23 protein-coding genes are annotated in these 24,090 nt (G+C 61.9%); 3 read left to right on the top strand and 20 right to left on the bottom strand.

The genetic code is table 11. The annotated features are described in order from the left end of the window. Positions 1 to 969: 969 nt before the first annotated feature. The 10 genes from HU762_RS18975 to ubiE all read right to left on the bottom strand — a co-directional run bounded on the left by HU762_RS18975 (position 970) and on the right by ubiE (position 9,014). Positions 970 to 2,886, bottom strand: coding sequence for a methyl-accepting chemotaxis protein (locus HU762_RS18975; protein WP_186639605.1), 1,917 nt, complete (start codon positions 2,884 to 2,886; stop codon positions 970 to 972). 98 nt (positions 2,887 to 2,984) lie between these two features. Then, positions 2,985 to 3,692, bottom strand: coding sequence for a 16S rRNA (uracil(1498)-N(3))-methyltransferase (locus HU762_RS18980; protein ID WP_186639607.1), 708 nt, complete (start codon positions 3,690 to 3,692; stop codon positions 2,985 to 2,987). Continuing rightward, positions 3,689 to 4,486, bottom strand: coding sequence for a twin-arginine translocase subunit TatC (gene tatC / locus HU762_RS18985; protein WP_186639609.1), 798 nt, complete (start codon positions 4,484 to 4,486; stop codon positions 3,689 to 3,691). The genes HU762_RS18980 and tatC overlap by 4 nt, the downstream gene beginning before the upstream one ends. Further along, positions 4,483 to 4,896 (bottom strand): Sec-independent protein translocase protein TatB, encoded by a 414-nt coding sequence (gene tatB / locus HU762_RS18990; RefSeq protein ID WP_186639610.1) that lies wholly within the window; start codon positions 4,894 to 4,896, stop codon positions 4,483 to 4,485. Before tatB ends, tatC begins: the two co-directional genes overlap by 4 nt. A gap of 10 nt (positions 4,897 to 4,906) precedes the next feature. After that, positions 4,907 to 5,191, bottom strand: a complete 285-nt coding sequence (locus HU762_RS18995; RefSeq protein WP_186639612.1) for a twin-arginine translocase TatA/TatE family subunit — start codon at positions 5,189 to 5,191, stop codon at positions 4,907 to 4,909. A 22-nt stretch (positions 5,192 to 5,213) separates the two neighbouring features. Continuing rightward, the gene (locus tag HU762_RS19000; protein ID WP_003186671.1) at positions 5,214 to 5,546 is read right to left on the bottom strand and encodes a phosphoribosyl-ATP diphosphatase; all 333 of its coding nucleotides are present in this window, start codon (positions 5,544 to 5,546) and stop codon (positions 5,214 to 5,216) included. Next, positions 5,539 to 5,937: a phosphoribosyl-AMP cyclohydrolase gene (gene hisI / locus HU762_RS19005; protein ID WP_186639614.1), complete on the bottom strand. Its 399-nt coding sequence runs from the start codon at positions 5,935 to 5,937 to the stop codon at positions 5,539 to 5,541. Before hisI ends, HU762_RS19000 begins: the two co-directional genes overlap by 8 nt. Positions 5,938 to 6,018: 81 nt before the next feature. After that, positions 6,019 to 7,623 (bottom strand): ubiquinone biosynthesis regulatory protein kinase UbiB, encoded by a 1,605-nt coding sequence (ubiB, locus tag HU762_RS19010; protein WP_186639616.1) that lies wholly within the window; start codon positions 7,621 to 7,623, stop codon positions 6,019 to 6,021. Between the two features lie 3 nt (positions 7,624 to 7,626). After that, positions 7,627 to 8,244: an SCP2 domain-containing protein gene (locus HU762_RS19015; RefSeq protein ID WP_186639618.1), complete on the bottom strand. Its 618-nt coding sequence runs from the start codon at positions 8,242 to 8,244 to the stop codon at positions 7,627 to 7,629. After that, the gene (gene ubiE / locus HU762_RS19020; RefSeq protein ID WP_186615663.1) at positions 8,244 to 9,014 is read right to left on the bottom strand and encodes a bifunctional demethylmenaquinone methyltransferase/2-methoxy-6-polyprenyl-1,4-benzoquinol methylase UbiE; all 771 of its coding nucleotides are present in this window, start codon (positions 9,012 to 9,014) and stop codon (positions 8,244 to 8,246) included. Before ubiE ends, HU762_RS19015 begins: the two co-directional genes overlap by 1 nt. 154 nt (positions 9,015 to 9,168) lie before the next feature. Between ubiE and HU762_RS19025 the strand changes: the two genes are divergently transcribed. The 3 genes from HU762_RS19025 to HU762_RS19035 all read left to right on the top strand — a co-directional run bounded on the left by HU762_RS19025 (position 9,169) and on the right by HU762_RS19035 (position 10,981). Next, the gene (locus tag HU762_RS19025; protein ID WP_186639620.1) at positions 9,169 to 9,444 is read left to right on the top strand and encodes a polyhydroxyalkanoic acid system family protein; all 276 of its coding nucleotides are present in this window, start codon (positions 9,169 to 9,171) and stop codon (positions 9,442 to 9,444) included. A 201-nt stretch (positions 9,445 to 9,645) separates the two neighbouring features. Further along, the gene (locus tag HU762_RS19030) at positions 9,646 to 10,068 is read left to right on the top strand and encodes a phasin family protein (RefSeq protein WP_186639622.1); all 423 of its coding nucleotides are present in this window, start codon (positions 9,646 to 9,648) and stop codon (positions 10,066 to 10,068) included. 10 nt (positions 10,069 to 10,078) lie between these two features. Continuing rightward, positions 10,079 to 10,981 carry a phasin family protein gene (locus tag HU762_RS19035; protein ID WP_186639624.1) on the top strand — a complete coding sequence of 301 codons (903 nt, stop codon included), beginning with the start codon at positions 10,079 to 10,081 and terminating at the stop codon, positions 10,979 to 10,981. 126 nt (positions 10,982 to 11,107) lie between these two features. Here HU762_RS19035 and HU762_RS19040 read toward each other — a convergent pair whose 3' ends face one another. The 10 genes from HU762_RS19040 to HU762_RS19085 form a co-directional block, all read right to left on the bottom strand. Further along, entirely contained in the window at positions 11,108 to 11,728 is a 621-nt protein-coding gene (locus HU762_RS19040) for a TetR/AcrR family transcriptional regulator (protein WP_186639626.1), read from the bottom strand. A 60-nt stretch (positions 11,729 to 11,788) separates the two neighbouring features. After that, positions 11,789 to 13,471, bottom strand: coding sequence for a class II poly(R)-hydroxyalkanoic acid synthase (gene phaC, locus HU762_RS19045; RefSeq protein WP_186639628.1), 1,683 nt, complete (start codon positions 13,469 to 13,471; stop codon positions 11,789 to 11,791). 111 nt (positions 13,472 to 13,582) lie between these two features. After that, a complete protein-coding gene (gene phaZ, locus HU762_RS19050; protein ID WP_186639630.1) occupies positions 13,583 to 14,440 on the bottom strand; it encodes a poly(3-hydroxyalkanoate) depolymerase in 858 nt (285 codons plus the stop codon). Positions 14,441 to 14,584: 144 nt separating this feature from the next. Then, positions 14,585 to 16,264 (bottom strand): class II poly(R)-hydroxyalkanoic acid synthase, encoded by a 1,680-nt coding sequence (gene phaC / locus HU762_RS19055; protein ID WP_186639631.1) that lies wholly within the window; start codon positions 16,262 to 16,264, stop codon positions 14,585 to 14,587. A gap of 278 nt (positions 16,265 to 16,542) precedes the next feature. Further along, entirely contained in the window at positions 16,543 to 16,920 is a 378-nt protein-coding gene (locus HU762_RS19060) for a DUF971 domain-containing protein (RefSeq protein ID WP_186615679.1), read from the bottom strand. 71 nt (positions 16,921 to 16,991) lie between these two features. Then, a complete protein-coding gene (gene hslU, locus HU762_RS19065; protein ID WP_186639633.1) occupies positions 16,992 to 18,329 on the bottom strand; it encodes an ATP-dependent protease ATPase subunit HslU in 1,338 nt (445 codons plus the stop codon). 41 nt (positions 18,330 to 18,370) lie between these two features. Then, on the bottom strand, positions 18,371 to 18,901 hold the full coding sequence (gene hslV / locus HU762_RS19070) for an ATP-dependent protease subunit HslV (RefSeq protein ID WP_003186641.1): 531 nt from the start codon (positions 18,899 to 18,901) through the stop codon (positions 18,371 to 18,373). Between the two features lie 291 nt (positions 18,902 to 19,192). Further along, positions 19,193 to 19,888, bottom strand: coding sequence for an SPOR domain-containing protein (locus HU762_RS19075; protein WP_186639635.1), 696 nt, complete (start codon positions 19,886 to 19,888; stop codon positions 19,193 to 19,195). A 1-nt stretch (position 19,889) separates the two neighbouring features. Next, on the bottom strand, positions 19,890 to 21,626 hold the full coding sequence (gene argS / locus HU762_RS19080; protein ID WP_186639637.1) for an arginine--tRNA ligase: 1,737 nt from the start codon (positions 21,624 to 21,626) through the stop codon (positions 19,890 to 19,892). A gap of 155 nt (positions 21,627 to 21,781) precedes the next feature. Beyond that, positions 21,782 to 24,001: a primosomal protein N' gene (locus tag HU762_RS19085; RefSeq protein WP_186639639.1), complete on the bottom strand. Its 2,220-nt coding sequence runs from the start codon at positions 23,999 to 24,001 to the stop codon at positions 21,782 to 21,784. Between the last annotated feature and the right edge of the window lie 89 nt (positions 24,002 to 24,090).

Below are 24,090 nucleotides of genomic sequence, written 5' to 3' on the forward strand. Positions count from 1 at the left end.
GCGTCACGCTGTTCATGAGAAAGCCTCCTCAGGAAAAGGGAGAACCTCAGAAGTTTAGACCTGAGGTTCTCGCCGGGCTGACCATCTCATTAACGCTTTTGCCCCACCACTCGGTGCCTCGCCTAGGCTCGGCATGCCCGAACGAAGGCATTGCTCCGTGGGCCCGCCGCGAAGGACCATCCATGGTCCAGCGCGGCTATCCCGGCATCCATGCCGGGATGCCCACTGCGCAATGCCTGCGTTCGGCCAGCGTGGTTAACGGGGCGCCGAGGTCAACGTCCGCCGCGAGGCGGCCTGAAAGCCGACCTGTCTCTAGGTGACCGCGTTCATCCTGTAGGAATGGGTTTGCTTGCGAACAGCCTGCACATTCGACGTTTTCGTTGACGGTCGCATTTAACCCCGTGGCGAGGGAGCTTGCTCCCGCTGGGCTGCGGAGCAGCCCCAAAACCATTCTCCAAGGTGCATCCAGGAAACAGCGGGGTGGTTTTTACAACTGCGCGCAGCCGAGCGGGAGCAAGCTCCCTCGCCACGGGTTTGTTGTTTGCTAGGAAAATGGTTCTCCATGTGGGGAGCGAAGGCCAGATCATAGCCCACGGCCATCGCGAGCAAGTTCGCACTGGAGAAACCCGGTCCCCATCAAGAGCCAGGTCGGCTATAAGGCCGCCTCGCGGCGGACGTTGATTTCGGCGCCCCGTTAACCACGATGGCCGAACGCAGGCATTGCGCAGTGGGCATCCCGGCATGGATGCCGGGATAGCCGCGCTGGACCATGGATGGTCCTTCGCGGCGGGCCCACGGAGCAATGCCGGAGTGAGGGCACACCGAGCCTAGGCGAGGTGCCGAGTGGTGGGGCAAAAGCGTTTTGCTTACTTTTGCGCTTCCCAAAAGTGAGCCGCTGTAAGAGCGGAACCGTCATCAGCCGTTACCGAAGCAATGGATATGCACACGAGTGAGCAGCCCCAAAGGGCATCAAACCCTAAACCGCCCCACCAAAGTCTGCAAATGAACCCCCAACCGCGCCAGTTCAGCACTGGAGGCGGCAGTCTCTTCACTGGACGACGCCGTCTGCTCCGACACATCACGCACATTCAGCACGCTACGGTTGATCTCCTCAGCCACCGCGCTCTGCTGCTCAGCCGCCGCAGCGATCTGCTGGTTCATCGACTGGATCGCCGAAACCGTACGAGTGATGTTCTCCAGCGAGCTCCCGGCACGGCGGGTCAGTTCGACGCTGCTGTCGGTCAGGCTACGGCTGTTGTCCATGATGGTCGCGACCTGTTCGGTGCCGTTTTGCAGGCCGACGATCAGTTCTTCGATTTCTTCGGTGGACTTCTGAGTGCGCTGGGCCAGGCTACGGACCTCATCGGCCACCACGGCGAAGCCTCGTCCGGCTTCACCGGCACGGGCGGCTTCGATGGCGGCGTTGAGGGCCAGCAGGTTGGTTTGCTGGGCCACGGACTTGATCACGTCCAGGACGCTGCCGATCTTGTCGCTTTCGCGCTTCAAATCGCCCATGGCGGTGGTGGAGTTACCGACTTCCCGCGCCAGGCGTTCGATCTGGGCGATGGCTTCGCCGACGACTTTGTCGCCTTCGCGGGCCTGTTGGTCGGCGGCGACGGCGGCTTCGGAGGCTTCCTCGGCGTTGCGCGCCACTTCCTGCACCGTGGCGGTCATTTCATGCATGGCGGTGGCGACCTGATCGGTCTCGATCTTTTGGCTGTTGACCCCGGCACTGGTCTGTTCGGTCACCGCCGAGAGCTGTTCAGCGGCGCTGGCGATCTGGGTGACGCCTTCACCGATACCGCCGATCAACTGCCGCAAGCCTACGGTCATGCGTTGCATGGCACGTTGCAGTTGGCCGAGTTCGTCGCGGCGTTCGGAGGTTAGGTTGTGGGTCAGGTCGCCCGCGGCGACGCGTTCTGCCACCTTCAAGGTCTCATCCAGCGGGCCTACGATCTGTCGGGTAATCAGCAGGGCGGCGATTACGCCGAATAGCAGGGCCAGGGCGGCCGCCACTACCAGCAGCATCTTGGCTTGGGCGACGTCGTGGTCGCGCACGGCTGTCTGTGACACGGTCAGCTTCTGGCTGGAATCGATCAGCACTTGGCCTTGCTCAGCCATGCGCTGCTGCGCGGCGCCGTTATCGATCTGCGAGTCGCGGAACTGGGCGACTGCGGCGCGGTAGAGATTGAACGAGTCGTTGGCCTGTTGAAGGCTATCGGCATGCTCTTCAGGCAACTGGGCTGGCAAGCGTGCCAGTAGTTTCAGGGCATCGGTGATTGCATCGATGGCCGGCTGCTGGGCTTCGTTTTTGCCGCTGTAGGTGTAGCCGCGAACCTGATAACGGGCCTGTTGGATCGCTTTGCTCAGGGCCACCACGCTGTTGAATTGGGTGACGTCGCCGCCTTGCAACAGCGCTTTTTCCACCTCGGCGACGCGAGCCACGGCGCTATCGGCGCTGGCGCCCAGCTTGCTGCGGGCGTCTTCGCGGTTGACGGTGGCGCTGGTCATTTGGGCGAAGGCGCTTTTATATTCGGCAACGGCAGCCAGTTGTGTGTCGATCAGCGCCACATCAGCCGGCTGCTCAATCGAATCACGAGCAGTTTTCAGCCCGGCTTCGAGCCTGCCAAGCAGATCGTTGACCTGTTGCGGCCCTTTCTCGCCTCGCGTGGTGTTGTAGTCGATGCTGGCCAGGTTCAAGTCTTTGCTCAAGTCGTTGAGACTGGCAATGAACCCCAGCTTGTCACCCCGGCTGATGACATTGCCCAGGCCGGACCAACCGGTGAACGCGATCATCAAGGTAAGGAACAGCACCAGGCCGAAGCCTGCACCGAGTTTGCGATTAACGCTTACATTTCCCAGACCCTGGGCAAGCCACCGGAACATGCTGATACTCCCTTGGAGCGTTGAATTGGTTTTATGGGGACTGTATCGGCGGCTTTGGCGGGATCTGTAGAAAAGGAGGGAGGCTTTTTGTGACGGGCTTAGAACAACCGCGCCAGCAGCGCCGTTACTGCGGTCTCGACCCGCAGGATCCGCTCGCCCAGCTGCACCGGTTGCAAACCGGCCTTGCCCAGCAGGTCGACCTCGTAGGGGATCCAGCCGCCTTCGGGGCCGATCGCCAGCGTGACCGGTTCCGTCAGTGCCCGAGGGCAGGGCGGGTGATCGCCAGGGTGACCGACCAGGCCGAGGGTGCCTTCGACGATGGCCGGCAAGCGGTCCTCGACGAAGGGTTTGAAGCGTTTTTCGATGATGATTTCAGGCAACACGCTGTCCCGGGCCTGCTCCAGCCCCAGGATCAGTTGCTCGCGAATGGCTTCTGGCTCCAGGAACGGCGTCTGCCAGAAACTCTTTTCCACGCGATAGCTGTTGACCAGGATCACGCGCGGCACGCCCATGGTCGCAACGGTCTGGAACACCCGCCGGAGCATTTTCGGACGCGGCAATGCCAGCACCAGTGTCAGCGGTAATTTGGCTGGCGGTGGCTGGTCGAGAGTCACTTGCAGTTCGGCTTCGCGAGCTTCCAGGCGCAACACCTGGGCGGTGCCCATCAGCCCGCCGATGCGCCCGACCCGCAAGCTGTCACCGACAGCGCTGCGGTGGACTTCCTGCATGTGGGTCAACCGGCGATCGCTCAGGATGACCCGGTCCGGCCCGATGAAATCGGCCTCTTCGAGCAGCAGCAGGTTCACGCTTGGGTCGCTGGCGGCTGGTCGTTGTGGTCGTCCACGGGCTGGTCTTCGGGCTCTTCTTCCCGGCGCTTGCGCACCAGGCCACCGAACAGGATGCCGATCTCGAACAGCAGCCACATCGGCACGGCCAGCAAGGTCTGGGAGAAAATGTCTGGCGGGGTCAGGATCATGCCGACCACGAAGCAACCGATGATCACGTACGGCCGGATCTTCTTCAGGTAGGCAACGTCCACCACGCCGATCCACACCAGCAGCACCACCGCCACCGGGATTTCAAACGCCACGCCAAAGGCGAAGAACAGCGTCATGACAAAATCCAGGTAGCTGGTGATGTCGGTCATCATCTCGACGCCTGCCGGGGTGGCGGCGGCGAAGAACTTGAAGATCAGTGGAAACACGAAGAAATAGGCGAAGGCCATGCCGGTGTAGAACAGCAGGATGCTCGACACCAGCAGCGGCACGGCGATGCGTTTCTCATGCTTGTACAGGCCCGGCGCGATGAATCCCCAGATCTGATGCAAAATCACCGGGATCGCCAGAAACAGCGAGACCATCATCGTCAGCTTCAGCGGCGTCAGGAACGGTGATGACACGTCGGTGGCGATCATCGTCGCGCCTACCGGCAAATACTCACGCAGCGGCGTGGAGACGAAGGTATAGATCTGCTGGGTGAAGGCAAACAGCCCGGCGAAGATGACGAAAACCGCCGCGACGCAACGCAGCAGGCGGGTGCGCAACTCGGTGAGGTGCGATACCAGCGGCATCGGCTGGTCGTTTTCAGGGATATCGCTCATGGGGCTCGCGGCGGCAAAGTAGCATCGTGGGGAGTCACAGTCGTCGTGGTTGCCGGTTCAACCGGTTTTGCCGGTTCAGCGGCCACTGGCGCAGCTTCGACAGCCGGTGCCTGGGGAGCAATGGTCGGCTCGGCGACGGGCTGGACCGGCGTCGGTTCCTGCTGGGTCGGTGTGAAGATCTTCCGCGCTTCCTGCTCCAGCGAGAGGATGTGTTCGTTGTGCAGTTGCCGACGAATGTCGTCGGCACCGATTTCACGTTCAACTTCCTGTTTGATCGCATTGAAGCTGCGCTTCAGGCGCCCGATCCAGAGACCGGCGGTGCGCGCAGCACCCGGCAGGCGCTCGGGGCCCAGTACCAGCAGGGCGACGAGGCCGACGAGCAGCAGTTCAGTGAAGCTGATCCCAAACATTAGTCAGTGCTCACGAGTCTTTGCGGGTTGGCTCTTCGACTTTCTGGGCCTGCACGTCGATGGTATTCGGTGCGTTCACAGGCTGGGCGGCCTGCGGATGCACCGGTTGGGCCGGCTGTACCGGTTGAGCCTGGGCGGTGGTGTCGGCCGGTTTTTCGTCATCGTTCATGGCTTTGCGAAAGCCCTTGATCGACTCGCCGACATCGGTGCCGAGGTTTTTCAGTTTCTTGGTGCCGAACACCAGCACCACGACAACCAGAATGACGACCCAGTGTTTCCAGTCAAAGATACCCATGTGGCTACTCCTCAAAAAATGATCAGGCGGACGGGCGCGAGGCTTTCTCGACGTGCCCGGACAGACCGAAGCGACGGTCCAGTTCATCCAGTACGGCCTGCGGATGCTGCCCCAGTTGGGCCAGCATGACCAGGCTGTGGAACCACAGGTCGGCGGTCTCGTAGATCACGTCGCTGCAGTCGCCGCTGATGGCGGCGTCCTTGGCGGCGATGATGGTCTCGACCGACTCTTCGCCGACTTTTTCCAGAATCTTGTTCAAGCCCTTGTGGTACAGGCTGGCGACATAGGAACTGTCGGCCGCGGCGCCTTTGCGCTCTTCCAGCACCTGGGCCAGGCGGGTCAGGGTGTCACTCATGGGAATGTCCTGGATAGATGGCATGCGGGTCCTTGAGCACCGGGTCGACGGTTTTCCAGTCGCCGTTCTCGAAGACGCGATAGAAGCAGCTCTGCCGGCCGGTGTGGCAGGCGATTTCGCCAACCTGTTCGACCATCAGGATGATGACGTCGCCGTCGCAATCCAGGCGCATCTCGTGCAAGTGTTGTACGTGCCCGGACTCCTCGCCCTTGCGCCACAGTTTGCCACGGGAGCGTGACCAATAGATGGCGCGGTTCTCGGCGGCGGTCAGTGCCAGCGCTTCGCGATTCATCCAGGCCATCATCAGCACGCGCCCGGTCTTGTGATCCTGGGCGATCGCCGGAACCAGTCCGTCAGCGTCCCACTTGATCTCGTCCTGCCAGTTTTTCATCTTCGACTCCGACCATGGGCCGCGCACTTCGAATCGGCGGGCCCAGCGTTGAAACAGTGTGCCAGCGAGAACCGGTGATGGCTATCGGCGAACGACCAGATACAAACCCACGGCCACCATGATGCCGGCGGGCCAATGACCCAGTTCGCTCAGTGGGCCGCCGGCCGCGAGCACCGCGCCGCCACCCAGGTGGGCTGCGCCGAGCAGGCGCAGGAACCAGTCGTCCCGACGGCGTTTCCACGGTGGAGCAGGATCGTGGGCGTGGGGCTGGGACATGCGCTCGAGCAGGTCGCGGGTCATGTTGGCCAGGTGCGGAAGTTGCTCGAACTGGCTCTGCACGTTGCCCAGCAAGGTCTTCGGGCTCATCCGCTCGCGCATCCAGCGCTCGAGGAACGGCTGTGCGGTGTTCCAGAGATCCAGGTCTGGGTAGAGCTGGCGGCCGAGGCCTTCGATGTTCAGCAGGGTTTTTTGCAAGAGCACCAGTTGCGGCTGGACTTCCATGTTGAAGCGGCGCGCGGTCTGGAACAGGCGCATCAGGACCTGGCCGAAGGAAATATCTTTTAACGGTTTTTCGAAGATCGGTTCGCACACGGTGCGGATCGCCGCTTCGAACTCGTTGAGTTTGGTCTCGGCCGGCACCCAGCCAGAATCGATGTGCAACTGCGCAACGCGGCGGTAGTCACGCTTGAAGAAGGCGAACAGATTGCGCGCCAGGTAATCCTGGTCCTCGGGGGTGAGGCTGCCGACGATGCCGCAGTCGATGGCGATGTATTGCGGACTCCACGGCTGCACGGTGCTGACGAAGATGTTGCCCGGGTGCATGTCGGCGTGGAAGAAACTGTCGCGGAACACCTGGGTGAAGAAAATCTCCACGCCGCGTTCGGCGAGCAGTTTCATGTCGGTGCGCTGGTCGGCCAGGGTCGCGAGGTCGGTGACCTGGATGCCGTAGATGCGCTCCATCACCAACACTTTCGGCCGGCACCAGTCCCAATAGACTTGCGGGACGTAAAGCAGCGGCGAGCCTTCGAAGTTACGGCGCAACTGGCTGGCGTTGGCGGCTTCGCGCAGCAGGTCGAGTTCGTCGAAGATGGTTTTTTCGTAGTCCTGGACCACGTCCACCGGGTGCAGCAGGCGCGCATCGGCCGACAGCCGCTCGGCGGCGCGCGCAAGGATGAACAGCCAGGCCAGGTCCTGGGCGATGATCGGCTTGAGGCCCGGGCGAATCACCTTGACCACCACTTCCTCACCCGTCTTGAGTTGCGCGGCGTGAACCTGGGCGACCGACGCCGAGGCCAGGGGCTCGACATCGAAACGGCTGAAGACTTCGCTGATCTTCTTGCCCAGTTGCTCTTCGATCAGCGCCACCGACAGCTTGGAGTCGAACGGCGGTACGCGGTCTTGCAGCAGCATCAGTTCGTCGGCGATGTCTTCGGGCAGCAGGTCGCGACGGGTCGAGAGAATCTGTCCGAACTTGATGAAGATGGGGCCCAGGTCCTGCAAGGCCAGGCGCAGGCGTGCGCCGCGACTCAACTCCAGGGTTCGGCGTGGGAACCAGCGCCACGGCAACACCAAGCGCAGCGCCAGGAGAAACCAGGGCAGCGGCAAGGCGAACAGCAGGTCATCGAGGCGGTAGCGGATCACGACGCGCTGGATGCGCAACAGACGGCGGACGGCAAGCAGCTTCATGCGTTATCGCTTGGTTTCAAGGGATCGGGAAAGGCGCTCGAAACGCGCCTCGAGACGTTCCAGATCAAGCTTGATCTGGTCCAGTTCATCAAAACGGGCCTGGGCTTCGCGTTGGCCTACGAGAGTACGCGATTCTTCGGCCAGGTATTCACTCAGATTCTGGCCCAGGCTGGCGAAGCCCTGGCGATACCAGCGGGTACGGCTGCGCAGATGACCGCTGAGCAACTGGGTGGCCACCGGACCGATCCAGCGGGACACCTCGTATTCCCAGTCCAGCTCAAGGTCCTGGAGAATCGCTGCCAGCTCCAGCAGCACACCGCTATCGCCGTCGAGTTCGACATCGGGGCCATGCAGCACCGCGGTCTTGTTCTGGCTCAGCGCCAGCTCCAGCAGGTTCGACGCAGGGGCTCGGAGCGTGCAGTCTGCCTCGGCTTCCCAATGGGCGGCGAGCATCAGGCCTTCATCGCTGGGCAGGATAAACAGCTTGAGCGCCGGGCTGCGACAATCGACGGCAATCACCTTGCCACTCAAGTGCGCCAGGCGCATCGGCGCCGTGCTGTCCAGGCGCAGGACCCGGTTGATGCCGAGTTCGACGCCGGCGAGCAGGCCGGTGAGCAGCATCAGGGCTTGATACCGCGGTGCAGGGCAACGATGCCCGAGGTCATGTTGTGGTAGGTCACGCGGTCGAAACCGGCTTCGACCATCATCGACTTCAGCGTTTCCTGGTCTGGATGCATGCGGATCGATTCGGCCAGGTAGCGATAGCTTTCCGCGTCGTTGGTGATCAGCTTGCCCATCAGCGGCATGAAGGCGAACGAGTAGGCGTCGTAGGCCTTGGACATCAGCGCGTTGGTCGGCTTGGAGAATTCCAGCACCAGCAGCCGGCCACCGGGCTTGAGTACGCGCAGCATGGAGCGCAGCGCGTCTTCCTTATGGGTGACGTTACGCAGGCCGAAGGCGATGGTGACGCAGTCGAAGTGGTTGTCCGGGAACGGCAGCTTCTCGGCATCGGCCTGGACGAACTCGACGTTGCCAGCCACACCCAGGTCCAGCAAGCGGTCACGACCGACCTTGAGCATGGATTCGTTGATGTCGGCGAGCACCACATGGCCGGTCGGGCCAACGATGTGGGAGAATTTTTTAGTCAGGTCACCCGTGCCGCCAGCGATGTCCAGTACACGATTGCCGGTGCGCACGCCCGACAGTTCGATCGCGAAGCGCTTCCACAGGCGATGCATGCCGCCCGAGAGCAGGTCGTTCATCAGGTCATACTTGGCGGCTACCGAGTGGAAAACCTCAGCGACTTTTTCCGCCTTCTGGCTTTCCGGCACGTTCTTGAAGCCGAAGTGAGTGGTGGGTTCGGCATCGCTGCCTTTGCGCTGATCAGTCATATCGCTGTCACCAAAAAAGAATGCGGGACATTCTAATCCCGGTGGAGTGCTTTGTCTTGGCAAGGCTGCAGGTAAGATGAACCACGGCCAGGACGTTTTGACGCAGGCAGGGTCTGAACGTTCAGGCAAGTCTCGATCAAGCAGGAGTTATCAGATGGCCCGTATTACTGTTGAGCGTGCCCATGCCCTGGGCAAGGAAGCGGCCCGCGAAAAGGCTGACAAGTTGGCGCAGAAACTTTCCGATAGCTATGGCCTGGAGCCCCAGTGGGAGGGCGACACGCTGAAGCTCAAGCGCTCCGGGGTCAAAGGCGAAGTGCATGTAGGCGAAGATTCGATCCGCGTCGATGTGGAACTGGGCATGTTGATGTCTGCCATGAGCGGCACGATCAAGACGGAAATCGAAAAAGCCTTGGATAAGGCGTTGGCTTGATTTAACCCAATGGCAAATTGGGATATGGAATTCAATTGCCTGACTAGCCCTGGTGCAAGCGAGCCTGCTTCCACCAGGGCGTCATTCCATTGGGTCTATCCGTTTTGTTAGGGTGCCCTTTCTAATTATTCTCACTACTTTGTGCCTGAGTCCGACCCTGTACGGGCAGTTCCTCCCACCTGTCTTCGAGTGAGGTGCACCATGGCCAAAGTTATTTTGAAGAAAAAAAACGACATTGAATCTTCCACGCTGAGCGACGTGAAAACGTATGCGCGCAAGATCTGGCTGGCTGGCCTGGGCGCCTATATCAAGGTAGGCCAGGAAGGCAGCGAGTACTTCCAGGAGTTGGTCAAGGCTGGTGAAGTTGTTGAAATAAAAGGCAAAAAGAACATTGCCGGAAAACTTCAAGCAGCCAACAGCGAACTGATTGAAGCCAAGACCGACGTCAACACTTTCAAGGCCCGGGTTGAAGTCCAACTCGACAAAGTCGAGAAGGTGTTCGACGCGCGTGTTGCAAGTGCCTTGAATCGTATCGGCATTCCGTCTAAACATGACGTTGAGACACTCTCTGCTAAGCTCGATGAGCTAACGGCATTGCTCGAACGTGTCGCGCGTAAACATTAAGGAGAACGGGATGGCTGGCAAGAAAATCACCGAAAAAGAAGGCAGCTCGTGGGCCGGGAAGATTGAAAAGTACTCCCGCAAAATCTGGCTTGCTGGTTTAGGCGTGTACTCGAAGATCGACACTGACGGCAGCAAACTCTTCGAGTCCCTGGTTAAGGACGGCGAGAAGGCCGAAAAACTCACCAAGACGGCGGTCGGCAAACAGGTCGATGCGGCTACGGTCTCCGCCGAGTCGGCGAAATCGAGAATCGGCGGCGTGAAGGATCGAGCCCTGGGTAAATGGGATGAGCTGGAGGGTGCCTTCGACAAGCGCCTGAACAGTGCGATTTCCCGCTTGGGCGTGCCGAGCCGCAATGAAGTCAAGGAACTGCACAGCAAGGTCGACACCCTGACCAAACAGATCGAAAAACTGACCGGGGCCAAGGTCACGCCTGTCGCGACCAAGGCTACTGCAAGCAAGACGGCGGCGGCCAAACCCGCGGCGAAGACGGCAGCCAAGCCACTGGTCAAGGCAGCGGCAAAAACCGTCGCCAAACCTGCGGCCAAAGCAGCGGCCAAGCCAGCGGCCAAGGCAGCGGCTAAAACCGCAGCGGCCAAACCAGCAGCCAAGGCGGCGGCCAAACCCGTCGCGGCAAAGGCAGCAGCCAAGCCAGCGGCTAAAACTGCGGCAGCTAAACCGGCTGCGGCCAAACCTGCGGCAAAAGCCGCTGCGAAACCGGCCGCCAAACCCGCCGCGGCGAAAAAGCCAGCGGTGAAAAAAGCGACTGCGCCAAAAGCAGCCGCACCGAAGGCGCCGACCGCGACCGCCAAACCGGCAACCCCGACGAGCACAGCGAACTCCGCTTCGGCTCCGACTCCGGTGGCCACCCCGACTCCAGCGCCGGCTCCGTTGACGCCTACCAGTCAGTCCTGATTTTCCAGGGCATGCAATAACGCCCGGCTTATGTAGGCCGGGCGCTCGTTCCCACGCTCCCGCGTGGGAATGCCTCCAGGGACGCTCTGCGTTCCGCTGTTTGGGGCGCGGAGCGTCACACTGGCGTCAATCGTGCTCTTCCAGATACCGCAGCGCCATCTGTTCGGTCGCGATCTTGACCGCAGGCGGCAAGTGCGGCGCCACCAGCATCATGACCTGGTAGACCACCAGGCGAACTTCGCCTTCGCGATCCAGGATCCGTTGATAGTCCAGCGAGAACAGCAAGGTCATGGTGATCTGCTCCACCAGTTGCCCCAGTGCCTGTGTATCGCTGACCAGAAATCCCTGGGCCTTGAGTTGCGCCAGCAGTGAGGCCAGGGTCCGCTTCAGCGCGTTGAGCAACTGGCGAATCCCCTTGGCCAGTTTCGGCAGGCGCCCGGCCAGGTTCGACAGGTCCTGGAACAAAAACCGATATTGAGCCAGGCGCTCTACGATCAGATGCAGGAACAGCCAGTAATCCTCCGGCGCCAGTTGCGCATCGGCCGGTGGGTCCAGCAGCGGCGCGAGCTCGGCCTGGAATCGCTCGAACAGCCCCAGTATCAGTGGTTCCTTTCCATGGAAGTGGTAGTAGAGGTTGCCAGGGCTAATACCCATTTCATTGGCAACTTCCATGGTGGAGACGTTGGGCTCGCCCTTTTCGTTGAATAACTGCAGGGCACATTCAAGGATGCGGTCGCGGGTTTTCATCCGGTCTTCTTAGTGATGAAGTCGTGCCACGGTCGGGAGCGCGACCGTGGAGTGAGGCGCTCAGCGCACGCGCACATAGGTTCCGGGCGCTGCTTCCAGGGGTGGGTATTTCACGTTGCCCAAGGCCATCTGCGTTTCGCGCTGGGCACCGGAGCGTTCCTGGATCCAGCCCAGCCATTGGGGCCACCAACTGCCATCGATGTGCTTGGCGTCGTAATACCAGGCCCGAGGGTCACTGCTCAGTTTCGGGTTCTCGATGTAGTTGGCCTTGGGGTTGCCGGGCGGGTTGAGAATGCTTTGGACATGGCCGCTGTTGGACAGCACGAAGCGCCGTTCGCCGCCCAGCAACAGCGTCGAGCGATACACCGCGTCCCAAGGGGTGATGTGGTCGTTGATGCCGGCCACGCTGAAGCTGTCCACCGTGACTTTCTGCAAGTCTATAGGCGTGCCGCAGACTTCCAGGCCGCCGGGATGGGTCAGCGGGTTGTGCTTGAAAAAATCCAGCAGGTCGCCGTGATACGCGGCTGGAAGTCGGGTGCAGTCGTTGTTCCAGTAGAGGATATCGAAGGCCGGCGGCTCCTTGCCCAGCAGGTAGTTGTTAACGAAATAAGTCCAGATCAGGTCGTTGGGACGCATCCAGGCGAACACCCGGGCCATGTCGCGACCCTCGAGAATGCCTTTCTGGTAAGAGCGGCGCTTGGCAGCCTCAAGGGTCTGTTCGTCGATGAATAGCGTGGCCGGGCTTTCGATCTCGCTGTCCAGCAAGCTCACCAGGTAGCTGGCGCTGGCGACCCGGCGCAGTTGGCGCTTGGCCTGCAGGTGACCTTGCAAGGCGGCGATGGTCATGCCTCCGGCGCAGGCGCCCATCAGGTTGATCTCGCGCGCGCCGGTGATCTCCCGGCAGGCATTCATCGCCTCCTCCGTCGCCTCGACGTAACTGGACAAGCCCCACTCGCGGTGGCGCACGTCGGGATTGCGCCAGCTGATGATGAACACCTGCAAGCCGTTTTTCAGGGCGTACTGGACGAAGCTATTGGAAGGACTCAGGTCGAAAATGTAGAACTTGTTGATCTGCGGCGGCACGATCAACAATGGCCTGGCGTATTGCTTTTCGCTCATCGGCTTGTACTGGATCAGCTCCAGCATCTCGTTGCGAAACACCACCGCGCCGGGAGTAGTGGCGAGGGTCTTGCCGACTTCAAAGGCCTGGGGCGTGACCTGCCGGGGCAGTCCATCGTTATGCAGCAGGTCATCCACCAAGTGGCTGATGCCGCGAATCAGGCTGGTGCCGCCAGAGTTGAACAGTTCCTTGATCGCCACGGGGTTGAGCAAGGTATTGGAGGGCGATACGGCGTCGTTGAGCAGCGAAAAAGTAAAGTGGGCACGGGCGCGATCATCCGGGCTCATGTCGCTTTCGTCGATCCAGCTCCTGACCTGTTTTTGCCAGCTCAGGTACGCCTGGAGGCTGCGCCGATAGAACGGGTTGTGCTGCCAGGTGGGATCAACGAAGCGCTTGTCGTTGGGGTTGGTGGGGTGCAGCGTTTCGCCCAGCAGCACGCGCCCCAGTTGACCGCCCAGCCGCAATGCATGCCGGGCGCTGTGCACCGGATTGCGCAGGCCATGGACGGCGACGTTGCGCAAGGTGGCAAGCAGATCCCTGCCGCGCAGGCCGGTGACCGCGCTTTGTGCATTGATGAAACTGGCAGGGGCGGGCATGGAACCCTTCGCCGGTTTGTCGCGCATGAGTCAACTCCTTCGTCATCAGGCTAAAAACAAACGCACCGAACCAGACAACATAGTCGCTGTTTCGGGTGGCTGCATGATCCGGCTTCCTGCCAGGCGCTCTCGGCGGTGTCAGCCGCCACTCAGCGGCGCGGGATGCGGATGCATGACCGCGCGCTGACGTTCTTCCTCCAGAAACTTCATGATGATCGGTGCCACGGCCTCGGCCCGGGTGATCAGGAACAGATGGCCGTCATCAATGATGTGCAACTGTGAATTTGGTATACGCCAGGCCAGCATGCGCATGTTGATCAATGGGATCAGCGGGTCGTCATCCCCGGCCAGGATCAGGGTTGGCTGATGGATCTTGTGCAGCCAGTGGATGCTGGTCCAGCCCAGGCCTGCAAACAACTGCCAGTAATAACCGAGTTTGCCCGCCGACCGAACCTTGGCGGCGTGACGGGCCGCCAGGCTCGGATCGCGGCGAAACGAGCCGCCGTAGATCAACGGGGCGATGCGCATTACATGGGACGGCTGAACGTAGCGCCGGGGGCTGGCCATCATCCACAGCACCTTCGGCTTGCCCGGCACCATCACCGCGCCGGCGGCCGTAGCGGCGAGCACCAGCTTCTTGCAGCGTTCCGGATAATCATGGGCGAACTGCTGGGCCAAGGCGCCGCCCCAGGACACGCCGATCACGTTGACCTGCCCATAGTCCAGATAATCGAGCATCCGCGCGGTGAGCTTGGCCAGGCCAGGGAAGCGATAGGGCCGGCTCGGTGTCGACGAGCCGCCGACCCCAGGCACATCGAAGGCAATCACTTCCAGGTCCGGGTCCAGGGCCTCGATGAACGGGAACACCAGCTCCAGGTTGGCGCCGATGCCGTTGAAGATCAGCAGTGGCGTCAAGTGAGGCTTGCCGGGACGTACCGCGGTGCGCAAGGTCTGGCCATCCAGATCGACGGTACGGAAGATGTACGGTTGCGGCATGCTTCAAGCCCTGTGGGTTGGGTCGCTGTCTTTCATTTTTTCCCCGGTTCCTCAAGGGAACGGGCCTCGCATTCACACCATGATGTCGGCGCTCGGCTTGTTTTCGTGAGCAAGCTCACGCCCGCACCGGACGAGGTGTATCGGTCACCGCTCGTGCACATACGTACCGGGCGCCGCTTCACCCGCCACGTAAGTCTTGTTGCCCAATGCGGTCGGTGCTTTTTTCAGCTTGCCCGAGCGCTCGGCCTGCCACGCCTGCCAGTGCAGCCACCAGGAGTCGGTGTGCTTGGTGGAGTTTTCCATCCAGTCCTCGGCCTTGGCGGGCATGTCTTCGCTGGTCATGTAGCGCGACTTGGGATTGCCCGGCGGGTTGAGGATGCTCTGGATATGACCGCTGCTCGACAGCACGAATTCAACCTTGCCGCCGAACAGTTGCGCCGACTTGTAGCAGGACTTCCATGGGGTGATGTGGTCGTTGGTACCGGCCAGGGAAAAGATGTCCGCAGTGACCTGCTTGAGGTCGATTGGCGTGCCGCACACTTCCAGTGCGTTGGGGCGGATCAGCGGGTTGTTCTTGAACATCTCGATGAGGTCACCGTGAAACGCCGCTGGAAGCCTGGTGGTGTCGTTGTTCCAGAACAGGATGTCGAAGACCGGCGGCTCGTTGCCCAGCAGGTAATTGTTGACCCAGTAGTTCCAGATCAAGTCGTTGGGGCGCATCCAGGCAAAGACCTTGGCCATGTCGCGACCTTCGAGCACGCCGGCCTGATACGAGTGGCGCTTGGCGGCTTCCAGGGTCTGCTCGTCGACGAACAGCGCCACGTCGGTGTCCAGGGTGGTGTCCAGCACGCTTACCAGCAAGGTCAGGGCATTGACCTTTTTCTCGCCCAGCGCGGCGTAGTGGCCAAGCAGCGCGGTGCAGGTGATGCCGCCTGAGCAGGCGCCCAGCATGTTGACGTCTTTGCTGCCGGTGATGGCCGTGACCACATCCACCGCTTCCTTGAGCGCCTCGATGTAGGTCGACAGGCCCCACTCGCGCTGCGCCTTGGTGGGGTTGCGCCAGCTAACGATGAAGGTCTGCACGTTGCTGCGCAGGCAGAAGCGCGCCAGGCTCTTGTCCGGGCTCAGGTCGAAGACATAAAACTTGTTGATCTGCGGCGGGACCACCAGCAGCGGTCGTTCGTGGACCTGCTCGGTGATGGGGCGGTATTGGATAAGCTCCAGCACGTCATTGCGAAAGACCACGGCGCCTTCCGTCACGCCCAGGCTCTTGCCGACTTCGAACGCGCCCATATCGACCTGGCTTGGCATGCCGCCGTTGTGCACCAGGTCCTTGGCCAGGTGGGAAAGGCCATCGAGCAGGCTCTTGCCACCGGTTTCGAAGAAACGCTTGACCGCCGCCGGGTTGGCCGCCGAATTGGTCGGGGCCATGGCTTCGGTCATCAAGTTGATGACGAAGTGCCCTCGACTGATGTCTTGGGGCGAGAGGCTGCTGTCGTCTATCCAGGCATGCAGCTCCTTGCGCCACGCCAGGTAGGTTTGCAGGTAACGTCTGTAAAGCGGGTTCTGGCTCCACGCCGGGTCGTTGAAACGACGATCGTCACCGGCGGGCTGCAACTCGGATTTGCCAAACAGGACTTTCCTGAGCTCAGCGCCGAAATGGGCAACGTGCTTGACGCTGTGCAGCGGTTGTTTGATGGTCTGGGTCAGCACCATCCGGGCAGAGGCCAGCAGGTCTTTCCTGCGCAAGCCGACGACGGGATTCAAGCCCAGGGTATTTTCCGAGGCTTGGTACTTCAACTCATCGTTGTTCTTGTTGCTCATCTACGACGCTCCATTGTCCTTCAGACGAGTACCGGGATCGTGCCGTGAAGCCGCAAGGCCAATACCAGGTACGCTGCTCGGGGTGACCATTAATTCCGCATCGAGGGCAATGAGGAAACGTGTGCCAGGAACTCGCCGGTTCCTTTGCAGGGAACTTGCCAGCTCCATTGGTTACCCGAGTTTAATTTTTTTCGCAAGCAGGCCAGTCATTGACGCTGCCGCGCGGGCATTCAAGCAGATGAGTCTAGAAAATTCGCCCTAATGCGCCAGCCCTTGAGCTAGAGCATCAGCTTGACCACGGATTCGTTCGGATCGCGGGTTTTTCCGGCGGCCTTGAGCTCGGCGAGATAATCGTTCCACAGGTCCTCTTGGCGCAGCGCCAATTGGTACAGGTAGTCCCACGTGAACAATCCGCTGTCGTGGCCGTCGTCGAAGGTCAATTTCAGTGCGTACTGACCGGCCGGTTCAACCTTGGTCAGGCCGACGCCGAGCTTGCCGTATTGCAAGATGGGTTTGCCGTGGCCCTGGACCTCGGCGGAAGGCGAATGCACCCGCAGGAATTCCGCGGGCAAGTGGTACTCCTCGTCCGGCGCGTATTTCAGCGTCAGGGTCTTGGAGGCTTTGTGCAGGTTGATGGCGGTGGGGAATTTGGTCATGAGGCGTCGCTCTCTTGAAGCTTGTGGCGAGGGGATAAATCCCCCTCGTCACAGAAGCCCGCTTATGTGGCTTACAGGATATACCGCGACAGATCTTCGTTCTCAGCCAGTTCGCCCAGGTGGCTGTTGACGTATTCGGCGTCGATGATGATCGGCGCCTCATTGTGGGCGCTAGCCAGGTCGCCGGCACTGAACGAGACTTCCTCGAGCAGGCGCTCAAGCAGCGTGTGCAGGCGACGGGCACCGATGTTCTCGGTCTTCTCGTTGACCTGCCAGGCGATCTGCGCCAAGCGCTTGATGCCCTCGGGCGCGAACTCGATGTTCAGGCCTTCGGTCTTGAGCAGCGCGCAATACTGCTCGGTCAGCGACGCGTGGGGTTCGCTGAGGATGCGTTCGAAATCTTCTGGCGACAGCGCCTTGAGTTCGACACGGATCGGCAAACGGCCTTGCAGCTCGGGCACCAGGTCGCTCGGCTTGCTCAGGTGAAACGCACCGGAGGCAATGAACAGGATGTGGTCGGTCTTGACCATGCCCAGCTTGGTGTTGACCGTGCAGCCTTCGATCAGCGGCAGCAGGTCGCGTTGCACACCTTCACGGGACACGTCGGCGCCCCCGACATTGCCGCGCTTGGCGACCTTGTCGATTTCGTCGATGAATACGATGCCGTGCTGCTCCACCGCTTCCAGCGCCTTGGCCTTCAATTCTTCTTCGTTGACCAGGCGACCCGCCTCTTCGTCACGCACCAGCTTCAGCGCTTCCTTGACCTTGAGCTTGCGGCTTTTCTTCTTGCCCTTGCCCATGTTGGCGAACAGGTTCTGTAGCTGATTGGTCATTTCTTCCATGCCCGGCGGCGCGGAAATGTCGACGCCAGCCATCTCGGCCACTTCGATCTCGATTTCCTTGTCGTCCAGCTGGCCTTCGCGCAGGCGCTTGCGGAACAGCTGGCGGGTGTTGGAGTCCTGGGTTGCGGCGGAGTCGGCGTTGAAGCCCATGCGCGCCGGCGGCAGCAGCGCGTCGAGGATGCGCTCTTCGGCGGCGTCTTCGGCGCGATGGCGGACCTTGGTGATTTCCTGCTCGCGCAGCAGCTTGATGGCGGCATCGGCCAAGTCACGAATGATCGACTCGACGTCGCGCCCGACGTAGCCCACTTCGGTGAACTTAGTGGCTTCGACCTTGATGAACGGCGCATTGGCAAGCTTGGCCAGGCGACGGGCGATCTCGGTTTTACCGACGCCGGTCGGGCCAATCATCAGGATGTTCTTGGGGGTCACTTCGACGCGCAGCTCTTCGGGTAGCTGCATCCGGCGCCAGCGGTTGCGCAGGGCGATGGCGACGGCGCGCTTGGCATCGTCCTGGCCGATGATGTGGCGATTGAGTTCGTGGACGATTTCGCGGGGAGTCATGGACATAATATTGGGGTCCTCAAGCAGGAATTCGGGCCTGGACGGGCTTATTCCGCGAGGTCCTGCTCCTCAATGGTTTGGGTGTGGTTGGTGAACACGCAGATGTCGCCGGCAATGCCCAAGGCAGTCTCGACGATTTCGCGGGCCGACAGGTCGGTCTTTTTCAACAGCGCGCTGGCGGCAGCCTGGGCGTAGGCGCCGCCGGAACCCATGGCGATCAGGCCGTCTTCGGGCTCAACCACGTCGCCGTTACCGGTGATGATCAGCGAGGCGTCTTTGTTGGCGACCGCGAGCATGGCTTCGAGGCGGCTCAGGGAGCGGTCGGTGCGCCATTCCTTGGCTAACTCGACGGCGGCGCGGACCAGGTGGCCCTGGTGTTTCTCAAGTTGGCCTTCGAAACGTTCGAACAAGGTGAAGGCGTCGGCGGTGGCTCCGGCGAAACCGGCGATGACCTGGCCGTGGTACAGGCGGCGGACTTTCTTCGCGTTGCCTTTCATCACGGTGTTGCCCAATGAAACCTGGCCGTCGCCGCCCATGACGACTTTGCCGTGACGGCGGACTGAAACGATGGTGGTCAAGGGAAGAGTCTCCACGCAGCGGGGCGAAAATGCCCGGATGAAACTCATATGGGGGTGGCGTGGGGTTTTTCAACTGCGGGGTGGGGGAGGGGACGAGTGGTGCGCTGTGATTGTTCCGCGATCCTGTGGCGAGGGGATTTATCCCCGCTGGGCTGCGTAGCAGCCCCAAAAAGCTTGATGTATTCGGCCCTGACACACCGAGGCGGCAGGTTTTAGGGCCGCTTCGCGCCCCAGCGGGGCGGTGCGACGTTTCGATAAATCCCCTCGCCACAAGGGGGGGTGTCGTTTGGATCAGCGGCTCTGGCGTTGTTGTAACAGCAGGTTGCTAAACCCACTGCCGGCCAGTTGTTTCTGCGCCTTGGTCAATTCTTCGCGATTGCTGAACGGCCCCACCAAGACCCGGTACCAGGTTTCGTCCTTCACGGTCCCGGACTCCACCGACACGGATTGGCCCAGCAAAATGATCTGCGCCCGGACCTTGTCGGCGTCGGCTTCCTTGCGGAACGAGCCGGCCTGCAGGAAGAACTTCGTCACCGGCGCAGCCTTTTGCACGGGAGGGGCCGGTGGCGGCGTGATGCCGGCCAGCGCCGCCTGGGCACGGGCGGTGTCGATCTTCGCCGCTTCAGCCGGGGTCACCGGCGTGGTGGGCACTTGCGGCGTCGGCAGGGTTTTCTCCGGCACGGCGTCTGGCGGCACGATGACTTCCGATTCCGGCAGCAAGGTATAGAAGTCGTATTTCGGCTTCACCGGTTGCGTCGGGCTCGGCGGGGTCTTGTTCGCCTCGGCGATGCGCGTGGCTTTCTGTTGTTCCTGGCGGACGCGCTTGACGTCATCGCCCTGGCCCGGCTCCAGTTTCATCAGGAACACTATGAAAGCGCCAACGGTCAGGCCGATGGCCATCCACAGCCAGCCCGGAATCGGCTGTTTGGCTGGAGGCTGGTAACGACTGGCGCCGCGCTTGGGTGCAGGTTTTTTCTTGGCGGCCAACTTACATGCGCTCCAGGGTTTCCAGGCCCAGCAGTTCCAGGCCTTGCTTGAGCGTGCGCCCGGTCAGCGCGGCGAGGCGCAGGCGGCTTTGCATCTGCGTGGGAGTTTCGGCATTCAGGATCGGGCAGTTCTCGTAGAAGCTGGAGAACAGGCCGGCAACGTCGTACAGGTAGGCGCACAGAGTGTGCGGCGTGCCCTTGTCGGCGACGTTATTCAGCACTTCGCCGAACTGCGCCAGTTTCGCCGCCAGCTCCTGCTCCTGCGGGGCTTCGAGCACAATCTGGCCGTCCACTTCGTCGAAGCCTTTGCCGAGCTTGCGGAACACGCCCGCCACGCGGGTGTAGGCGTACAGCAGGTACGGCGCGGTGTTGCCTTCGAAATTGAGCATCAGGTCGAAGTTGAAGCTGTAGTCGCTGGTGCGGTGCTTGGACAGGTCAGCGTATTTCACCGCGTCAATGCCGACGACCTTGGCGATCTTGCGCAGCTCGTCCTCGGCCAGCTCCGGGTTCTTTCCCTTGACCAGGGTGTAGGCGCGGTCCTGGGCTTCGGTCAGCAGGTCGATCAGCTTCACCGTGCCGCCGTCGCGGGTCTTGAACGGACGGCCGTCGGCGCCGTTCATGGTGCCGAAGCCCATGTGCTCCATCTCCATCGGATGGGTCACGAAGCCGGCCAGGCGCGCCACTTCGAACACCTGCTGGAAGTGCAGGGCCTGGCGCTGGTCGACGAAGTACAGCACGCGATCGGCCTTGAGCACACCGTTGCGGTAGCGCACGGCCGCCAGGTCGGTGGTGGCGTAGAGGTAACCGCCGTCGGCCTTGACGATGATCACTGGCAGCGGCTCGCCATCGGCGGTCTTGAACTGGTCGAGGAACACGCACTGGGCGCCGTTGCTTTCCACCAGCATGCCCTTGGCCCTGAGATCGTTGACCACGTTGATCAGATCATCGTTGTAGGCGCTTTCGCCCATCACGTCGGCCATGGTCAATTTGACGTTCAGCAGCTCGTAGATTTTCTGGCAGTGGGACAGCGAGATGTCCTTGAACTTGGTCCACAGCGCCAGGCACTCGGCATCGCCGGCCTGCAGCTTGACCACCAGGCCACGGGCGCGGTCGGCAAACTCGGGGGATTCGTCGAAGCGTTGCTTGGCGGCGCGGTAGAAATTCTCCAGGTCCGACAGCTCGTCGCTGGTGATCGGATTTTCCTGCAAATAGGCCATCAGCATGCCGAACTGGGTGCCCCAGTCGCCAACGTGGTTCTGGCGAATCACGGTGTCGCCAAGAAACTCCAGGACCCGGGCTACGCCGTCGCCGATGATGGTCGAACGCAGGTGGCCGACGTGCATTTCCTTGGCGAGGTTGGGGGCCGAGAGGTCAACCACGGTGCGCTGCAACGGGCCGGCCTTGCGCACGCCGAGGCGCTCGTCGGCCAGGGCCGCGTCCAGGCGCGAAGCCAGGGCCTGGGTGTTCTGGAAAAAATTGATGAAACCGGGGCCGGCAATGTCAGCTTTGCTGACGTTCTCGTCGGCCGGCAGCGCGGCGATGATTTTTTCCGCCAGGTCGCGAGGTTTCATGCCGGCCGGCTTGGCGAGCATCATCGCGATGTTGCTGGCGAAGTCGCCGTGGGTCTTGTCGCGGGTGTTTTCGACCTGAATTGCCGGCGACAGGCCTTCTGGCAGCACACCTTCAGTGACGAGTTGGGTGATGGCTTGCTGAATGAGCTGGCGGATGGTGTCTTTCATGGTCTTCTCTTTCAACCGCAGGCGCGGCGGCGCTTCGATGCGCTGGTGGAAAAACTGGGCATTATCCGTGGCGCGGACGAGCTTGCCAACTGTAGCGGGTCGGTTGGGTCCATGTGATGACTATTCTGGCTTCATCGCGCGCGGACGATTGCCATCTAATACAAATCCACCGGGTCCACATCCAGCGACCAGCGCACTGCCCGCCCGCTGGGCAGTTGCTCCAGCACCAGCAACCAGGCACTCAACAGTCGATGCAGCGGCGCCCGGGCATTGGCTTGCAACAGAAGCTGGGCGCGATAACGCCCGGCCCGCCGCTCCATCGGAGCCGGGACCGGGCCCAAGAGTTCGATGCCGGTGAGGCTCTGCTCCGCCAGCAAACGCTCCGCCTCGCTGCAGGCCTCGTCAAGGAAACCTTCGGCCTGCCCCGGCTTGTGGGCTTCGGCCCGCAACAGCGCCAGGTGGGCAAAGGGCGGCAGGCCGGCGCTGCGGCGTTCGCTCAAGGCCTGTTCGGCGAAAGCGAAGTAACCTTGCTCGGTCAATTGGATCAACAGCGGGTGATCGGCCAAATGCGTCTGGATAATCACTTTGCCCGGTTCCTCGGCTCGCCCGGCACGGCCCGCCACCTGGACGATCAACTGCGCCATGCGTTCGCTGGCACGGAAGTCCCCGGAAAACAGCCCGCCGTCGGCATCGAGGATCGACACCAGCGTCACCCGGGGGAAGTGATGCCCCTTGGCGAGCATCTGCGTGCCCACCAGAATGCATGGCTGGCCCTTCTGGATCGTGGCGAACAACTGATTCATCGCGTCTTTGCGCGAGGTGCTGTCGCGATCCACCCGCAGCACCGGGAAATCGGGGAAGAGGATGCCCAGCCGTTCCTCGGCGCGCTCGGTGCCGGCGCCCACCGGGCGCAGATCCACTTTCCCGCACTGCGGACAGTGCCTCGGCACGCGCTCGGCGTGCCCGCAATGGTGGCAGCGCAATTCGCCGTAGCGTTGATGCACGGTCATTCGCGCGTCGCAGCGTTCACAACCGGACATCCAACCGCAGTCGTGGCAGAGCAGGGTCGGGGCGAACCCCCGACGGTTGAGGAACACCAGGACCTGTTGCCCGGCGGCCAGGGTCTGGCCGATGGCTTGTTGCATCGGTCCGGAAATGCCGCTGTCCAGCGGACGACTCTTGACGTCCAGGCGCAGGAAGCGCGGTTGCTTGGCGCCGCCGGCCCGTTCGTTCAGGCGTAGCAGGCCGTAGCGACCGGTGTAGGCGTTGTGCAGGCTTTCCAGGGAGGGCGTGGCCGAACCGAGGACAATCGGGATGTTCTCTTGGCGGGCGCGCACCAGTGCCAGGTCGCGGGCGTGGTAGCGCAGGCCTTCCTGCTGTTTATAGGAGCCGTCGTGCTCTTCGTCGATGATGATCAGGCCAGGGTTTTTCATCGGCGTGAACAGGGCCGAGCGGGTGCCGATAATGATGTCGGCCTCGCCATCCCGGGCGGCGAGCCAGGCTTCCAGGCGCTCGCGGTCGTTGACCGCCGAGTGCACCAGCGCGATCCGTGCGTTGAACCGCTGCTCGAAGCGCGCCAGGGTTTGTGGCCCGAGGTTGATTTCCGGGATCAGCACCAGGGCTTGCTTGCCGGCTTCGAGGGTCTCGCGAATCAGTTGCAGGTAGACCTCGGTCTTGCCGCTGCCGGTCACGCCCGCCAGCAGGAAGGCATGGTAACTATCGAAACCCGCGCGAATCGCTTCGCACGCGGCCCGCTGTTCGGCGTTGAGCGGCAGTTCCGGCTGGGCCAGCCAATGTTCATGACGCGCGCCCGGGGCGTGCTTGCGCACTTCCACCTGGACCAGGCCTTTGGCCAACAACAGGTCGAGACTGTCTTTACTGAGCATCAACTTGCTCAGTAGCTGATGCGCCACGCCGTGGGGATGCTGGGCCAGCGTCGCCAGGGCCTCGCGCTGGCGCGGCGCGCGGGCAATACGCGGATCGTCCAGCGCGGCACCGGGCGCTGCCGACCAGAATCGCTCCTGGCGCGCTTCGGCCGGTTCGCCCTGGCGCAACAGCACCGGCAGGGCCCAGCTCAGGGTGTCGCCCAGGCTGTGCTGATAGTACTGGGAGGTCCACAGGCACAGCTTGAACAACGACGCGGGCAGCGGCGGCGTAGCATCAAGCAAGGCCAACGCCGGCTTGAGCTTGTCGACCGGCACTTCGCTGTGATCGGTGACTTCCACCAGGATGCCGATCATCTCCCGCCGGCCGAATGGCACCCGCAGGCGCATGCCCGGTTGCAACTGGGCGCGCGTCACCCCGGCCGGGGCACGGTAATCGAACAAGCGGCGCAGAGGCGATGGCAGGGCGAGGCGCAGGATGGCGTCGGGCACGCGGTGGATTCTCGATTAGGCAGCGGCGAAGAAGGCCGGGAGCCTAGCAGACGGTTGGTACAAGTTGTAGCTTGCGTGATTAATGTTGT

The sequence above is a fragment of the Pseudomonas sp. SWRI92 genome (assembly GCF_014268685.1).
Taxonomy (GTDB): domain Bacteria; phylum Pseudomonadota; class Gammaproteobacteria; order Pseudomonadales; family Pseudomonadaceae; genus Aquipseudomonas; species Aquipseudomonas marvdashtae.

Coding starts and splice junctions, on each gene's coding strand:
- tatB (WP_186639610.1), bottom strand. CDS start 4,896: ATGTTTGGGATCAGCTTCACTGAACTGCTGCTCGTCGGCCTCGTCGCC.
- phaC (WP_186639631.1), bottom strand. CDS start 16,264: ATGAGCAACAAGAACAACGATGAGTTGAAGTACCAAGCCTCGGAAAAT.
- HU762_RS19030 (WP_186639622.1), top strand. CDS start 9,646: ATGGCCAAAGTTATTTTGAAGAAAAAAAACGACATTGAATCTTCCACG.
- HU762_RS19040 (WP_186639626.1), bottom strand. CDS start 11,728: ATGAAAACCCGCGACCGCATCCTTGAATGTGCCCTGCAGTTATTCAAC.
- argS (WP_186639637.1), bottom strand. CDS start 21,626: ATGAAAGACACCATCCGCCAGCTCATTCAGCAAGCCATCACCCAACTC.
- HU762_RS19000 (WP_003186671.1), bottom strand. CDS start 5,546: ATGAGTGACACCCTGACCCGCCTGGCCCAGGTGCTGGAAGAGCGCAAA.
- HU762_RS19035 (WP_186639624.1), top strand. CDS start 10,079: ATGGCTGGCAAGAAAATCACCGAAAAAGAAGGCAGCTCGTGGGCCGGG.
- HU762_RS19025 (WP_186639620.1), top strand. CDS start 9,169: ATGGCCCGTATTACTGTTGAGCGTGCCCATGCCCTGGGCAAGGAAGCG.
- tatC (WP_186639609.1), bottom strand. CDS start 4,486: ATGAGCGATATCCCTGAAAACGACCAGCCGATGCCGCTGGTATCGCAC.
- HU762_RS18975 (WP_186639605.1), bottom strand. CDS start 2,886: ATGTTCCGGTGGCTTGCCCAGGGTCTGGGAAATGTAAGCGTTAATCGC.
- HU762_RS18995 (WP_186639612.1), bottom strand. CDS start 5,191: ATGGGTATCTTTGACTGGAAACACTGGGTCGTCATTCTGGTTGTCGTG.
- HU762_RS19015 (WP_186639618.1), bottom strand. CDS start 8,244: ATGCTGCTCACCGGCCTGCTCGCCGGCGTCGAACTCGGCATCAACCGG.
- phaC (WP_186639628.1), bottom strand. CDS start 13,471: ATGCGCGACAAACCGGCGAAGGGTTCCATGCCCGCCCCTGCCAGTTTC.
- hslU (WP_186639633.1), bottom strand. CDS start 18,329: ATGTCCATGACTCCCCGCGAAATCGTCCACGAACTCAATCGCCACATC.
- ubiE (WP_186615663.1), bottom strand. CDS start 9,014: ATGACTGATCAGCGCAAAGGCAGCGATGCCGAACCCACCACTCACTTC.
- hisI (WP_186639614.1), bottom strand. CDS start 5,937: ATGAAAAACTGGCAGGACGAGATCAAGTGGGACGCTGACGGACTGGTT.
- ubiB (WP_186639616.1), bottom strand. CDS start 7,623: ATGAAGCTGCTTGCCGTCCGCCGTCTGTTGCGCATCCAGCGCGTCGTG.
- HU762_RS19060 (WP_186615679.1), bottom strand. CDS start 16,920: ATGACCAAATTCCCCACCGCCATCAACCTGCACAAAGCCTCCAAGACC.
- phaZ (WP_186639630.1), bottom strand. CDS start 14,440: ATGCCGCAACCGTACATCTTCCGTACCGTCGATCTGGATGGCCAGACC.